Source organism: Rhodococcus sp. IEGM 1306, assembly GCF_036541985.1.
Lineage (GTDB): Bacteria > Actinomycetota > Actinomycetes > Mycobacteriales > Mycobacteriaceae > Rhodococcus_F > Rhodococcus_F qingshengii.
This window is the reverse complement of sequence record NZ_JAZHFF010000009.1, coordinates 209,141-223,634: the sequence shown is the minus strand read 5'-3', so window position 1 is coordinate 223,634 and position 14,494 is coordinate 209,141. Positions and strand designations below refer to the sequence as shown.

General features: G+C 61.0%; 15 protein-coding genes. 12 read left to right on the top strand and 3 right to left on the bottom strand.

Going from position 1 to position 14,494, the window contains the following annotated elements:
• Positions 1–81: 81 nt before the first annotated feature.
• A complete protein-coding gene (locus V3587_RS24270; RefSeq protein ID WP_235867986.1) occupies positions 82–504 on the top strand; it encodes an iron-containing alcohol dehydrogenase in 423 nt (140 codons plus the stop codon).
• A gap of 79 nt (positions 505–583) precedes the next feature.
• Here the strand turns inward: V3587_RS24270 and V3587_RS24265 are convergent, their stop codons facing one another.
• Together V3587_RS24265 and V3587_RS24260 are read right to left on the bottom strand one after the other, a co-directional pair.
• Positions 584–1,264: a TetR/AcrR family transcriptional regulator gene (locus tag V3587_RS24265; RefSeq protein WP_007735574.1), complete on the bottom strand. Its 681-nt coding sequence runs from the start codon at positions 1,262–1,264 to the stop codon at positions 584–586.
• The gene (locus tag V3587_RS24260; protein WP_231917422.1) at positions 1,251–2,897 is read right to left on the bottom strand and encodes a class I adenylate-forming enzyme family protein; all 1,647 of its coding nucleotides are present in this window, start codon (positions 2,895–2,897) and stop codon (positions 1,251–1,253) included. Before V3587_RS24260 ends, V3587_RS24265 begins: the two co-directional genes overlap by 14 nt.
• Before the next feature lie 153 nt (positions 2,898–3,050).
• On the opposite strand from V3587_RS24260, the gene V3587_RS24255 reads away from it, so the two are divergent.
• From V3587_RS24255 to V3587_RS24210, 10 genes are all read left to right on the top strand, one after another.
• Positions 3,051–5,000: a flavin-containing monooxygenase gene (locus tag V3587_RS24255; protein WP_283377398.1), complete on the top strand. Its 1,950-nt coding sequence runs from the start codon at positions 3,051–3,053 to the stop codon at positions 4,998–5,000.
• A 2-nt stretch (positions 5,001–5,002) separates the two neighbouring features.
• Positions 5,003–6,193 carry a CaiB/BaiF CoA transferase family protein gene (locus V3587_RS24250; RefSeq protein ID WP_283377397.1) on the top strand — a complete coding sequence of 397 codons (1,191 nt, stop codon included), beginning with the start codon at positions 5,003–5,005 and terminating at the stop codon, positions 6,191–6,193.
• 40 nt (positions 6,194–6,233) lie between these two features.
• Positions 6,234–6,887 (top strand): TetR/AcrR family transcriptional regulator, encoded by a 654-nt coding sequence (locus tag V3587_RS24245; protein WP_050654926.1) that lies wholly within the window; start codon positions 6,234–6,236, stop codon positions 6,885–6,887.
• A 78-nt stretch (positions 6,888–6,965) separates the two neighbouring features.
• Positions 6,966–7,871 (top strand): metal-dependent hydrolase, encoded by a 906-nt coding sequence (locus V3587_RS24240; RefSeq protein ID WP_283377396.1) that lies wholly within the window; start codon positions 6,966–6,968, stop codon positions 7,869–7,871.
• Positions 7,868–9,004 carry a PDR/VanB family oxidoreductase gene (locus V3587_RS24235; protein WP_007735567.1) on the top strand — a complete coding sequence of 379 codons (1,137 nt, stop codon included), beginning with the start codon at positions 7,868–7,870 and terminating at the stop codon, positions 9,002–9,004. Before V3587_RS24240 ends, V3587_RS24235 begins: the two co-directional genes overlap by 4 nt.
• A 44-nt stretch (positions 9,005–9,048) precedes the next feature.
• Positions 9,049–9,441 carry a limonene-1,2-epoxide hydrolase family protein gene (locus V3587_RS24230; RefSeq protein ID WP_230544128.1) on the top strand — a complete coding sequence of 131 codons (393 nt, stop codon included), beginning with the start codon at positions 9,049–9,051 and terminating at the stop codon, positions 9,439–9,441.
• 191 nt (positions 9,442–9,632) lie between these two features.
• Positions 9,633–9,827 (top strand): hypothetical protein, encoded by a 195-nt coding sequence (locus V3587_RS24225; RefSeq protein WP_007735564.1) that lies wholly within the window; start codon positions 9,633–9,635, stop codon positions 9,825–9,827.
• Between the two features lie 39 nt (positions 9,828–9,866).
• Entirely contained in the window at positions 9,867–10,154 is a 288-nt protein-coding gene (locus V3587_RS24220) for a hypothetical protein (protein WP_007735562.1), read from the top strand.
• Between the two features lie 38 nt (positions 10,155–10,192).
• Complete coding sequence (locus V3587_RS24215; RefSeq protein WP_042922064.1) at positions 10,193–10,720, top strand: AAA family ATPase; 528 nt, start codon at positions 10,193–10,195, stop codon at positions 10,718–10,720.
• A 1,334-nt stretch (positions 10,721–12,054) separates the two neighbouring features.
• Positions 12,055–12,327, top strand: a complete 273-nt coding sequence (locus tag V3587_RS24210) for a hypothetical protein (protein ID WP_283377395.1) — start codon at positions 12,055–12,057, stop codon at positions 12,325–12,327.
• 329 nt (positions 12,328–12,656) lie between these two features.
• Here V3587_RS24210 and V3587_RS24205 read toward each other — a convergent pair whose 3' ends face one another.
• Entirely contained in the window at positions 12,657–12,953 is a 297-nt protein-coding gene (locus tag V3587_RS24205; protein WP_020971354.1) for a putative quinol monooxygenase, read from the bottom strand.
• Between the two features lie 349 nt (positions 12,954–13,302).
• Here V3587_RS24205 and V3587_RS24200 point away from each other — a divergent pair, with 349 nt between their 5' ends.
• Positions 13,303–14,442, top strand: a complete 1,140-nt coding sequence (locus V3587_RS24200) for a glutathione-independent formaldehyde dehydrogenase (protein ID WP_277377724.1) — start codon at positions 13,303–13,305, stop codon at positions 14,440–14,442.
• Positions 14,443–14,494: the final 52 nt, after the last annotated feature.

Below are 14,494 nucleotides of genomic sequence, written 5' to 3'. Positions count from 1 at the left end.
CCATCAACCTCATCACTGAACTCGTCGAACAAGATTCCAACCCTCAAATTGCAAGATCATTTTTAGTTCGGAGAAGACGACGTGGATGCGCGGCTGATGTGCCAGGTCGGTGCGTGGTCGTCAATGGTCGCGATCGTCGCAGGCCTCGACATGGGCGTCAGCCATGCCGTCGGGCATGCACTCGGCGGTTCGTTCAACGTCCCACACGGGTACACCTCCTGCGTCATGGCGCCCTTCGCGCTCGAGTACAACCGCGAAGTCAACGAGCATCGCCAGGCGCTGATCAGTGCGTCCTTGGGTGCGCCGCAAACGCCCGCACACGAGTTGGCGGACTCGCTCATCCGGCGACTCGGCATGCCGAGATCGCTGGGAGAAGTCGGGCTGACCGAAAACGACCTCCCCAGTCTGGCTACGTACACGTTCAAGGACATCTGGTGCGGGACCAACCCGAACCCCATCGCGAATCCGGATGCTTTGGTTCCTTTGTTGCGGCGGGCACTCTGATCGAGCTCGAAAACAAGTGATCCCCCTCCACGTCGGGTGGAGGGGGATCACTTGTTTTCGGGCTGAACGGGCGTAACCGTCAGCTGGGCGTACCGCCGTTACCACTCTGCGTTCCGGGACGGTGACGGAGAATTCCGACGACGATGTAATCCACGTAGGTTGCCACCAGCGCCTCGATATCGTGGTCGTCTCGAAGCCACCAGCTCACGCCATTCATGAGGTCGAGCACCGCAACAGCCGCACGCTGTGGGTCGGCGATCTCGAACTCTCCGGCGCGGACCCCGGCAGCAATCACATCGCGCACACGCCTCTGGTAGTACTTGCGGTACTCGAGCACCCTCATACGGTGTTCGTCGGTAAGCGCCGAGATCTCTCGTAGGCTTACCAGATGCTCGACCCTGTTCATCGCCAAATACCGCAGATGAACATCGATCAGCGAGGTGAGTCGCTCGACCGGAGTTCCAGTCTCGTCGAGGACAAGTAGATGCTCCTCGACCGGGTCCCGGGTCATCTTGAGCGCGATCGCGTAGAGGATCTCCTCTTTCGAGGTGAAGTGGTTGTAGAGGCTCGCGCCCTTGATTCCCACCGAATCTGCGATGCCACGCATGCCTGCCGAGTGGTAGCCCTGATCAGCGAAGTATTCGGCCGCCGCGGCCAGTATGTCGTCACGTCTGCTTGGAAGCCCTTCAAGCCGTGGTCGACCGGATCCGGGTGTCGCGCTGCTGGCAGGATCGATGTTCAGCGTTTCAGTCCTTTGCATACAGGCGGCGTAGTTCTCTCTTGAGCAGCTTCCCCTGAGGGTCCGTGGGCAGCTCATCCACAATCTTGATCGCCTTTGGAACCTTATAGCCTGCGAGCACGGTCTTGCAGTGGTCTCGCAACTCCTGGCCGGTGAGGTCGCTGCCGTCTATGACGATGACGAAGCCTGTGACCGCCTCGGACCAGTATTCGTCCGGAAGTCCCACGACGGCGGCGCGCGACACCTCGGGGTGGGCTTGTAGTACGCGCTCGACCTCCTGCGAGGACACGTTGTAGCCGCCCGTCTTGATCATGTCCTTGCTGCGATCGAGGAAGAACATGTTGCCCTCCGAATCGCGACGTACGATGTCGCCGGTGTGGACCCAACCACCGTCGAGGACAGCGGCGGTCTTCTCGGGATCCTTGTAGTAACCCAGCATCACCGACGGCGTGCGACAGAGGAGTTCACCTCGCTCTGCTTCATTTCCGTCGGCATCGACCACCTTGACCTCGAGATGGCCTACAGGCTTGCCGATCCAGGTCGGATCCTGATCGGGAATGTCCTCGAGTCGCTTGAACCAGCCGACGGAGCCCAACTGCGTCAACTCGGACTGACCCCAATAAGTGCCCCACACCGATGCGGGCGCCGCGTGGTGCCATGCGTCCACCGTTCGCGGCGAGACCTGACCTCCATAGGTCAGGCAGCGCTGGATGGTCCCGACAGTCTCAGGACCGAAGTCAGGATGATCTGCGAGCGAGATGAAGAACGTCGGGGTTTGAGCCAGGACGGTGATCTGCTCCGCTTTGATCATGTGCAAAGCGTCGGCAGGCGCGAGGCTGGCCGGGAGCACGAGCGTCGCTCCCAACAGCAGGAGCGAGGTCAGGGAGCCGATTCCGGCAATAGTGTGGAATGGCATGACGTAGAGCCAGACGTCATCGTCCAGGCATCGCAGTCCCCATGTGTACGCAGGTGCGGTGGAGACCAGGTAGTTGCGATGCGGCAGCATGACGCCCTTCGGAGCCGCCTCGGTTCCACTGGTGTACACGATCATTGCGAGATCGTGCTCGTCGACATCGCAATCCGGCTCTGTCGGCGACGAGGACTCGAGGAGTTGATCGAAGCAGTGGCCGCCGAACTCGTCCGTGCTGTCGAGAACAATGATTTCGGGGCGGGTACCGAGTCCCGCCAGCGCTTCTTCCAGTACCGGCAGGAATTCCGCGGCCACGACCACAACCGCGGGCTCGAGGTGCCCGATCTGTTGAGCCACTTCGTTCGGTCCGAAAAGGACATTGATGCCGGAGTACACCGCCCCTATTTTGAGAGCACCGTAGTAGGCGACGATCGACTCCACGCGATTGCGGGCCATCACGGCGACCCGGTCACCGCGGGAAACACCGAGTCCGAGGAACATATGGGATGCCCGGTTGGCATCCTGATTGAGCGCACCGTAGGTGGTCACGGTGCGTCGACCACCTGGGGCATACGACACGATCGCCGGCTTCGAGTATCGACTCTGCGAGTGGCGGCGTAGCTGGTCGCCCAACGTCGCTCGCCCTAGCGGTGACGACTGGGTCGCTGTGAGGGATCGGACAAGCGGACCTGAACTCCGTCGCACATCAGTGGCATCCGATTCGACACTTGTCGACAGATCCATGGTTCCTCAACTTCCTGAATGCTTACCGCGGTTAGTATGATGTGGCTCATACTGTCATCGGCATCCACGCGGGTCAAGCAGAGTTTCCAAGCAACAATGGGAATATCGAAATCACACTTGGTTGTGTCGCTAACGACTGTTAGCCTGCATGACATGACTATCGTCACTGACCTGGACCGTGACCACCTGCGTTCGGCGGTGTTACGGGGCAACGTTCCGACCATGCTCGCCGTGTTGCTGGAGCTGACCGCCGATGAGCGGTGGGTGGCACCCCGCTATCAACCCACGCGCAGTCGGGGCATGGATGACAACTCCACGGGAGGACTTCCGGAGGAAGTTCAGTCCGAAATCCGGAGCGCGTTGATCGACGCAGTGGAACGCTGGTGGACGCTGGACGAGCCGTCCCGGCGGACGCTGGACAGCTCGGAAGTCGAGCGAATCCTCAACTTCACCTGCAGCGAGACCGTACCGCCGGACTTCGCGCCGATGATGGCGGAGATAGTCAATGGTCCGCAGATCAAGCCTGCCACCGCCAAGTGCGACGAGCGACTCCACGCCATCGTGATCGGAGCAGGCATCGCGGGGATGCTGGCCTCCGCCGAGCTCACCCGCGCTGGAATCCCTCACGTGATCCTGGAGAAGAACGACGACGTCGGCGGATCATGGTGGGAGAACCGCTATCCGGGCGCCGGAGTTGATACACCGAGCCACCTTTACTCGATCTCGTCGTTCCCTCGTAACTGGTCGACCCACTTCGGCAAGCGCGACGAGGTTCAGGGATATCTCGAGGACTTTGCGGAGGCCAACGACATCCGGCGCAATGTCCGCTTCCGTCATGAGGTGACGCGCGCCGAGTTCGAGGAGTCGAAACAGAGTTGGCGTGTGTCCGTCCAGCGACCAGGTGAGGCGCCGGAGACCCTCGAGGCTCCCATCCTGATCAGCGCAGTCGGTCTGCTCAATCGTCCGAAGATCCCGCATCTACCGGGAATCGAGACCTTCCGTGGTCGCCTCTTCCACTCCGCCGAGTGGCCGAGCGAGCTCGACGATCCCGAGTCGCTCCGCGGAAAGCGAGTGGGCATCGTCGGTACCGGAGCCAGTGCTATGCAGATCGGCCCGGCCATCGCGGATCGTGTCGGATCGCTGACGATCTTCCAGCGCTCACCACAGTGGATCGCACCGAACGACGACTACTTCACGACCATCGACGACGGCGTCCACTGGCTGATGGACAACATCCCCGGCTATCGCGAGTGGTACCGGGCGCGTCTGTCGTGGATCTTCAACGACAAGGTGTACTCGTCCCTCCAGGTCGACCCCGACTGGCCAGAGCCGAGCGCCTCGATCAATGCGACCAACCATGGTCATCGCAAGTTCTACGAACGCTATCTCCGCGATCAGCTGGGTGATCGAACAGATCTGATCGAGGCATCTCTTCCGGACTATCCGCCCTTTGGTAAGCGAATGCTGCTGGACAATGGCTGGTTCACGATGCTTCGTAAGCCCGACGTCACACTGGTGCCCCACGGAGTCGACGCCCTGACACCTTCTGGACTCGTCGACACGAACGGCGTCGAGCACCAGCTGGACGTCATTGTCATGGCGACGGGTTTCCACAGTGTGCGCGTTCTTTACCCGATGGACATCGTCGGTCGATCCGGCCGGTCCACCGGAGAAATCTGGGGCGAGCACGACGCGCGCGCCTACCTGGGGATCACAGTTCCTGACTTCCCCAATTTCTTCGTCATGACCGGACCGAACACCGGCCTGGGACATGGGGGGAGCTTCATCACGATCCTGGAATGTCAGGTCCGCTACATCATGGATGCCTTGAAGTTGATGCAATCGGAAAACCTCGGCGCGATGGAGTGCCGGGCCGAGGTCAACGATCGATACAACGAGGCCGTCGACCGACAGCACGCACAGATGGTCTGGACCCATCCGGCAATGGAGAACTGGTACCGAAACCCGGACGGTCGCGTCGTGTCGGTCCTTCCATGGCGGATCAACGACTACTGGGCCATGACCTACCGAGTCGACCCGGCAGATTTTCGTACCGAGCCGGCACGCTCCGAGTCGGTCCCGACTCCGACCGCGCGAGGGTGATCATGCAGGACGAAGCCACCGGCGGAGTGCACGGCGGGCCGCTGTCGGGTATCCGGGTCATTGAAATGGAGGCCATAGGGCCGCTACTGCACGCCGGTCTGATGTTGGCAGATCTTGGCGCCGATGTCGTGCGCATCGTGCGCCCCATCTCGATGGGAGCAGATGACGGAATCGACGATGCGAATGCGGGGATGCTCCGAGGGCGGACCGAACTCACTGCAGATCTGACCAAGACCGAAGATCTCGCCAAGGTGCGCAGGCTGATCGGCCGAGCGGACGTCCTGATGGAGGGCTCTCGGCCCGGCACGATGGAGAAGCTCGGCCTGGGCTCCGAGATCTGCCTGCAGGACAATCCGGGGCTGATCTACGGCCGAATGAGTGGCTGGGGCCAGAAGGGACCGATGGCCCGAGAAGCCGGGCACGACCTGAACTACCTTGCGCTTTCGGGCGCGCTCGAACAGCTCGGACCGGCTTCCGGGCCGCCGTCACCGCCGCTGAACTACGTCGGGAACTTCGGCGGCGGATCGATGTTCCTGCTCGTAGGAGTACTTGCCACGCTGCACGAAAGAGAACGCACTGGCCGAGGCCAGGTGGTGGATACAGCGATGGTCGACGGCGCCAGTTCGTTGACTGCGCTCGTCCGATCGTGGCAGCATGCCGGCCGCTGGTCAGCCCGTCGTGGAACCAACCTCCTCGACGGATCTGCCCCGTTCTACCGCGCGTACGAGTGCGCAGACCACAGGTACATGGCGGTAGGGGCCCTCGAAGACGTGTACTACGACCGCTTCGTGTTCGGACTCGGATTGGATCCCGCCTCATTGCCGAATCGCTGGGACCAATCGACCTGGGACGACTTGTCCGAACGCTTCGGCAGAACCTTCGCCACACACGATCGCGACGCCTGGGTCGAGGTCTTCGACGGCCTGAACGCTTGTGTCACACCCGTGCTCACACTCCACGAGGCAACACTCCACGACCATGCAATACAGCGGACGGCCTTCGTCGATGCAGGAGGCTTTTCGATGCCCTCCGCCGCACCACGGCTGGACTCGTCACAGGGAGCAGCCCCACCACGGAGAAACGACGAACTGGACGCAACCGTGTCGCGATGGGAGATTGCCTCAGAGCACCACGGGGGCAATTCCACTCGACATCGGTCCACTCGCATGGCTGTTGGTCCACAGACGTGGTGAGCGAGAGAACCGATGGCGCCAGGCGGGCTACGATTTCGGTATGCGCAGGCTGGCTGGATCGTTCGATCGTGACCTCCCCGGGTTGCCGCGTGGCCGCGGCCGACTGGCTGTGGACGAGGTCCAAGACGCGCAACGCGATCGCATTCTGCGTGCGGTGATCTCGTCGACTGCGGAGAAGGGGATCGCCTCGACCACGATCGCCGATGTCGTCGGGCGTGCCAGGGTGTCTCGTCAAGCTTTCTACAAGCAGTTCGAGAGCAAAGAAGCGTGCTTGATCGCGGCGATCGACGCCGGCATCGAGGTGATCGTCTCCAACATCACCTCGACACAAAGCTCGACCGCCAATTTATCTCTACACGAACAGCTTTCGGCTGTCATCGAGAAGTATCTCGAGACGTGTTCGTCCGAACCGGAGTTCGTGCGAGCCTGGGTGGTGGACCTACCTGTGGCCGGCCCGGCCGGGGTGGCGAAGCGCAACGAGTACGTGGAACTGCTCGCCGATGCATTGCTCGTCGGCTACTCGTCCAAGTCTTCAGAAGCCCCGGGGCGTGAAGTGTTTCTCGCGGCGATCGGCGGTTGCAACGAGTTGTTCTACCGCCAGGTGGTTGACGGGTCGAATTCGTACATGAATCTTCATGCGCCGATCATGTCCTTCCTTGAACGGGTACTGGATCTCTCGTCCGACCCTTCGTAGTCCGGTGTTGACAAGCCAAGGGTAGATCGCCATGCTCATTCATAAGTACTGCTGCGTACTTATGAATGAGGAGTGGTCATGCGAATTACGAGTGGACTGACACAGAGTCCGATCGCACCGCCCGGCCGGGTAGCGATCCGTCCGCGGCGAGTCGATTTCGACTGGGAGAGAGCGCCTTTGGTGTGGTTGCCGAACGAGCCGATCGCCTCATACCTCCTCAGCTCGATGAACCTCGTCATCCCGGAGGGCGAACGGATGATGATCCAGGCCTTCGAGCAGGCCCTCCCGGACGTGCACGACGAGAAGCTTCGCGAGGACATGCTCGGTTTCATGGGTCAAGAACTGCTGCACGCAGAGGCGCATGACGAGGTCATGAATCAGGTGTTCACACGGCACGGGATCGACCCGGCCCCGTTCAACCGCCAGATGCAGTATTTCTTCCGTAGAACTTTGGGCGTCGGTGACGACCCCGATCCGCGGGCCATCCGGCAGCGTCTGATCGAGCGTCTCGGGATTTGCGCGTCTTCGGAGCATATGTTCGCGTTCGTGGGCGACTGGGCGTTGAACGCGGACTTGGAGAAATTCGGCGCGGATCCGCAGATGCTTGACCTCTATCGGTGGCATGGGGCCGAAGAGGTCGAGCATCGTGCCGTGGCACACGAGGTCGCCACGTACTTCGGAGTCGGCTACTTTCGCCGCTGTATCTCCATGATCATCACGTGGCCAATCTTTTTGGGGTGGTTGCTCCGTGCTGCGATGTATCTGAGTCGCAACGACCCCAACACGCCGAACATCGGTTATCCACGATTGCTACTGGAATTCGTCCGCGCCGGACGCCGCGGACTGGTGCCTGGTGTATCGAAATGGTTCTGGAGCGGTGTGTCGACGTTCGTGCCGGGATTTCACCCCGACAGTGTGGGGTCCACCGCCCAGGCCCTCGCCTACGTCGCGCAATCGCCAGCGGCCAAGCGGGTCAACACATGACACCCAACGCGCCCGAACTCACACAGCGGTGGCCGGCCCCCCGCGAGATCCCGGTCGACCTACGTCGCGGCAAGCGCCGCGACTCGATTCTGCGCATTCTGGACGTCCTGGTCTCCACGCAGGTCAAGTTGGCGGTCTTGATTCATCGCGACGAGCCACCGGAAAACCGGATCGACGAGTACAAGACAACGCTCACGGTGTCGGAGCGCACGACGGTGGCCACCGACAACGACGTGGTCAGTCTCGAACTGCGAGCACCTGACGGCAGCGACCTCGAACGGTGGTATCCCGGGGCACACCTCGACCTGTACCTGCCCTCGGGACGGGTACGTCAGTACTCGCTGTGCGGCGATCCCGCCGATCGACGCTGCTACCGGATCGCGGTACGCCGGATTCCTGATGGTGGCGGCGGATCGAACGAGGTCCACGACGAGTTGCCAGTCGGTACCGTCGTCGGCGTTCGCGGTCCACGCAACGCATTCGGGTTCGTCGAACCCGGGCGAATCGAGCGCGCGAAGCGCGTTCACTTCGTGGCGGGTGGCATCGGCATCACACCGATACTGCCGATGGTCCGCGAGGCGGAGCGCATGGGCCTGGATTGGTCGCTGATGTACGTCGGTCGCGAGCGCCGCACACTACCGTTCCTCGAGGAATTGTCGCCGTTTGGTGATCGGGTCACCATCCGCACCGACGACGAATACGGCCTACCCGCAGCGAATGATCTTCTCCCGCCGAATGTCCGCAGCGGCGACGCGATCTACTGTTGCGGTCCGGTCCCGATGCTGGACGTGATCACAGCTAGTGTGCGCAACGAGCCCGGTGTGGAAGTGCACGCCGAACGCTTCTCCGCCGCACCGGTCGTCGATGGACGACCCTTCCGCATCCAACTGGCTCGCACCGGTCAGGTCATCGATGTCGCCGCCGACCAGACCGCACTGGACGCGGTGCTGCGTGTGAACCCGAAAGCCCCCTATTCATGTCGTCAGGGCTTCTGCGGCACCTGCATGGTCCACGTCAGCGACGGCGACGTCGATCATCGTGACAATTCGTTGAGCCCAGCCGAGCGCGCCGCCGGCAAGATGCTCCTGTGCATTTCGCGGAGCAACAGTCCCTGCCTGACGGTCACCACATGAATCCACCGATGAGAAAACACAATTCCAGACAACCGGAGTACCTGTTGAACGACGATCAACTGACATCGCGGGTGGTGGACCTGCTGATCGCACTGGAAGAAATGGACGCCGATGCCGTGCGCGCACTCGTCGATCCCGACATCGAATGGCGCAATACCGGCCTGCCCAGCGTGCGTGGAAGCAAACGCGTCGAACTGGCGCTCACGATCGTCTCTCGCCTGATCACCAGGTACGAGGTCGTGGAAGTGCTCACGATGACCACCGACCACAACACCGTGTCCTCCCGGCGACGAGAGATCATCCGCATCGGATGGTTTGCCATGCACCTCGACGTAGACGGCCACTACACATTCGCAAACGGCCTGCTTCGCATTTGGGACGACCGCTTCTCCTACCGCCGACTGCTCCGCGGATTGCGATTCGGCCCAACCACCTGAAGTAGCGACGTTTTGTGTCGCATTTTGCCGGGGAGTCCTCACCAGATGCTGAAATCTCCCCCTGCAGCTTCTCGACTGCATCCTCGGTTCAGGAGTTCGGCCGCTGGTGCGGAGAACTCTCGCCGAGTCTACGTTCGCGCATGTGACCAGCTCGTTGTTCCTTTGGACTGCAACGGGATTGGATACCGCTGATGGATTCTCGACAATTGTTCGCCCTCGGCGCGCTCGGTACCGGGATGTTGTCGCTGGCCTTGCAGCTGACCCCGCTGTGTCTCGGCACCGAGGATGCGGAGCAGTACGTCTTTGTTCGCGCCGCCAATGCCACCGCGGTCCTCACCCTTGCTCTGCTGTCCGCCGCGTTTGTCTTCTGGCCGCCGGCTGGATGACTTTCCGGGCGCAACATGTTCACGAATAAAGGAGTTTCGGTGAATCCACCCGTAAACCACTACCGCCGGCGATCGGTGGAGTCGATCCTCCTCGGCGGAGCCCTTGCAGCACTGCTGCTCTCGGGATGCACGATCAGTTCAGCAGATCCCACTACCGAGGGCAGGCAGTCGTCGAAGATGCCCACCGACTCCGAGCAGATCACCACGGTGATCCGATCTCACCTCGATACCCTCAGTACGACTCGACCGAGGTGCAACGAGAATTGTCGACGGGTCGGGGCATCCAGGGGTCGGTATCGAGCCGACGGTCGACGGGTGCTCAACTGACGGGTAGTTCCGTAACTTTCTTCGAGAGGGTCCCACTAATGCGTATTGGAGTATCCGGCCCGCACGGGACCGGCAAGAGCACGCTGGTCGACGAGTTGTGTGGCCGCCTCGCGGGACACATTCGGGTCGATGAACCGTATTTCGTGCTCGAAGAGGAGGGGCGCGAGTTCGAGTTTCCACCCTCGGCTGATGACTACCGTGCGCAGCTTCGTCGTTCACTGCGCTTGCTGACTACACCTTCTTCTGGTGTTGTATTCGATCGCACTCCGCTCGACTTCCTGGCGTACTTGTCGGCGTGTGGTGTCGATCCGGAGGCAGAAGTCGAGGCGGCGATTGTGAGGTCCGCGCTACGTACTCTCGACGTGCTGGTTGTGGTGCCGATTACCGTCGAAACAGTGCAGAAGTTGCCTGCGGTGGGGATGCCGGAGCTGCAGCGCGCGGTGAACGACGCGTTGCTGGATTTGGTGTACGCCGATCCGATGCAGGTGTGTGACTCCCTGGTAGTTGTCGAGCTTGACGGCCCACTCCGTGGGCGGGTCGACACGGTTCTCTCGGCTTTGCAGTGACACCGGAATCGTCGAGCTGGGTGCGTTCGAAAGATGCTGGCACTGAGTGTTACTCGTGATGATCGACCTGATGAAACTTCGGTTTATGGCTGGCCGGTCTCTAAAATCGCAAGGGATGTACGTCTTCTCCGGTGAGCTGGTGCTGCCGCCCCTTCAGTTTGCCGCCCCGCAGAGCGCTGCTCACCAACGCGCGTTCCCGGGCTCACTCTCTGGCGGAGGGTATCGAAAACAGGCATCTCGTGGCTCAGAGTGAATTCTGAGAGCCGGTTGTCCTGGCGATTTTCGCGAAACCGAGGAAACGGAGTCCAGCGTGACAGTCGCCGCGTACCCATCCCTTCTGTTGCGATTCTCGCTACGGTCGCACTTGTCGTGGCCGGATGATCGTCGGGCTCCGAGACTGATTCGACGAACACCGTAACCGCTCGGCGGCCGCCCAACATCGACATAATCGCTGGTGCTCGCCCCGGATCCCACCACGACCGATTCTTGTCCCACCTTCAGGCGATGGCGGCTGTAGATTCCGATCTATTTGTCAGATCAACCTGCGACTTTCGAAAAACTACGCGACAGTTGGCGCTCAAATTCCGGGCAAAGATGGCCTTTTCGACAGCTGAGAACAATCCACCAGCAGTCGGTCAACACTGCCCCTCTCCCTGGACTCGACGGGATGAAACCGTTAGCAACGGAGCTACGAACGAGGCACGGGGCGTCAGGATTCACCAGTGTGTCGAGGACCGGGAGTGACTGCCGATGGAAACTGTTGACTAGGTTCGAACCTTTCCAGCACCAGGCACCGACCCGACAGGTGACCTATCGCCATGGTTCTGCGACAACAGGTGTGGCCGCGACTTCCCACGAGCATTCCGAGCGCTCCAAGGGGCACCCACCACCCCCTACATACTTTGCCAGCGGAGATCGTCCATGTCGTTTCCAACCTCAGCCGTCGTTGATGCCAACAAACACCTACTGGCGCTTTGCAACAACGGCAACATGATATCGTCGGCAACCAACAAAACCGCACACAACGAGATCGCATCAAACGGCGAACAGCTAACGACTGCAACAATATTCAGTCCACGGCAATCCGGGCTCACACCGCTCCGACGCCAACCACACGGGGACGCGGCATCACCGCTTTTCAATCCTGAAACAGCCACCCGAAAACCACCCCCTCACTTAGGGTGTCGGTTTGTCCAACAAGAACACGGACAAACCGCGGCAGGTCGAACTCATCGGTTTCGCCGCCGGGATGATGACGTACTCGATCGACCGGCCGTGTAGTGGGGAGTCTTCACCTTCCCGATCGGAATCGGGCTTGCAGTCAGTACCTATGGATGGCGCTGGGAGGAAAGCGATTCCGGACCGTCGGTATCGCAGCGACTGCAGAAATTTTCGCCGTCAACCGCATCCGGGACCTCAACGAGGGCCAAGACACCGCCGAACTGACCGTCCGTATCAGCGGCCCGGGTTTGGACACGTTCGACGCTGACTGCGAGGCACCCAAAGGTAACGTGCTACCCCAGGTCGGTGACCGGCGCACGGTGATGGTGAATCCATCCGACCTCACCTTTGCCATCGTCTATGACCATCTTTTCCAACAGGACTAGCACCAATCGTCCTTGCTCGATGATCCGTGGTGCTCCACTAAGCTCTCCTCCAAGAACAAGGAGTCCTACTTCACTCCAGGCAGGTCACTTCAAACTCGAAACACTTTGCAATGAAACGAGTTTGAAATGCTCTTCCTACACGGGTAGCGAGTTGGCTCGACTGAGTGCCCTGCTCGTGATCTACCGATACCTGGGTGGAAGCGAGCGACGGACAGTACGCCACAGCCGCGCACGCCGGCAAAGCTACCGTGATTCGGGTATGGCTGTGGCACAACTGTATTCACAACCGAAGGTGACCGCCATCGACAAGACATTTTCCAGTCGGTTGTTCAGACTTTTTCAGCGAGAACGTCGAGGTAGCTGATTTCGGGCGGCGCAGCGAAGAGTTCGTCGGCGCGTTCGCCGAGGGCCTTGCCGACCGGACCATTGAGATGTGTCTCGCGGGCAGCTTGGTCCGGGAATGCGTCGATGATGCCGAACGACGAGGGCCCGAACCGCACCGCGAACCAGGGTTTCGTGCCGGGCTCCTGCTCGACGAGCGGCAGTGCCGATCGGAGGAATTCCTCGACCGCTTCTTCCTTGCCGGGCTTCGCTTCAAGTCGGACCAGCAGCGCCTTGGTGGCCATATCGGATCTCCTCTTCGAGGTGGTGAACACTGTCAAGCATCACACCATCCATCGGCTAATGGAAGGTACCCAAACCCACCGTTCGAGGAAACCGATCCCAACCCCCTAGCGATCGTGGAGCCGAAGGAGGAGACTCCATGGTGAGGGAATGCGATGCCTGGATGCAGCCGCAGTTGCGTCGATGGCAGGAAAAATGTTGGTGCGCCGACATTTTGGTGCGGTCTTTACTTCTGCGCGCCGTGGACCTTCCCGAACAGCACGATTCATTCGGTCGGTCGCTCACGCGTGGACGCCTGCGGCCGACGAGATCAACCGGAAAGCCGCAGCTACAAGACAAGGGAGTGCCGCGATGAAAGCGCTTGTATACGACGGGCCTCGAGAGGTCCACGTCAAGGACGTGCCCGATGCGCGGATCGAGAATCCGACAGATGTGCTGGTGAAGATCACGAGCACCAACATCTGCGGGTCGGATCTACACATGTACGAAGGCCGCACCGATCTGGAGCCCGGAATGGTCCTCGGTCACGAAAACTTGGGCATCGTCGCCGAAGTCGGCAATGCAGTAGTCAAAGTATCGCCAGGGGATCGAGTGTGCTTGCCGTTCAACATCGGCTGCGGCTTCTGCCGAAACTGCGAGGAAGGGTTGACCGCATTCTGCCTGACGGTGCACCCCGATCCGAAGATGGCCGGCGCTGCATTCGGTTTCGCGGGGATGGGCCCGTTCTGGGGCGGACAGGCGGAATATCTGCGAGTGCCGTTCGGCGACTTCAACTGTCTGCGACTGCCCGAGGATGCCCAGGACAAGGAAACCGACTACGTGATGCTGTCGGACATCTTTCCCACCGGATGGCATTGCACCCGCCTGGCCGACATGCAACCCGGCGATTCGATGGTGGTCTACGGCGCTGGCCCAGTCGGTTTGATGGCCGCGTATTCGGCGATGATCCAAGGAGCGAGCAAGGTGATGATCGTCGACCGCCACCCCGACCGGCTACGCCTGGCCGAACAGATCGGCGTCGTCCCCATCGACGACTCGAAGGGCGACCCCGTCGAGCAGGTCCTCGAGCAAACCAACGGGAAAGGCGCAGACAAGGGGTGCGAGTGCGTCGGCTATCAGGCACACGACCCGCAAGGCCACGAGGACGCCGCCATGACGATGAACCGGCTCGTGGATTCGGTGCGCTTCACCGGCCACATCGGGGTGGTCGGCATCTTCCTTCCCCAGGACCAGAACGGCCCCGACGAACTCGAGCGCAACGGCAAGATCGCCTTCGACATGGGCAAATTCTGGTTCAAGGGCCAGAAGATCGGCACCGGACAAGCGAACGTCAAACACTACAACCGGCAACTGCGCGACCTCATCCACGAAGACCGGGCAAAGCCCTCCTGGATCATCTCCCACGAACTCCCGCTCGCCGAAGCCGAATCCGGCTACCAGCACTTCGACGCTCGCGACGACGGCTGGACCAAAGTCGTCCTGCATCCCTGACACGGCCAGAACCGAGAGGAGCACAACGATGCCAATGCCACTGCAGGGCAAG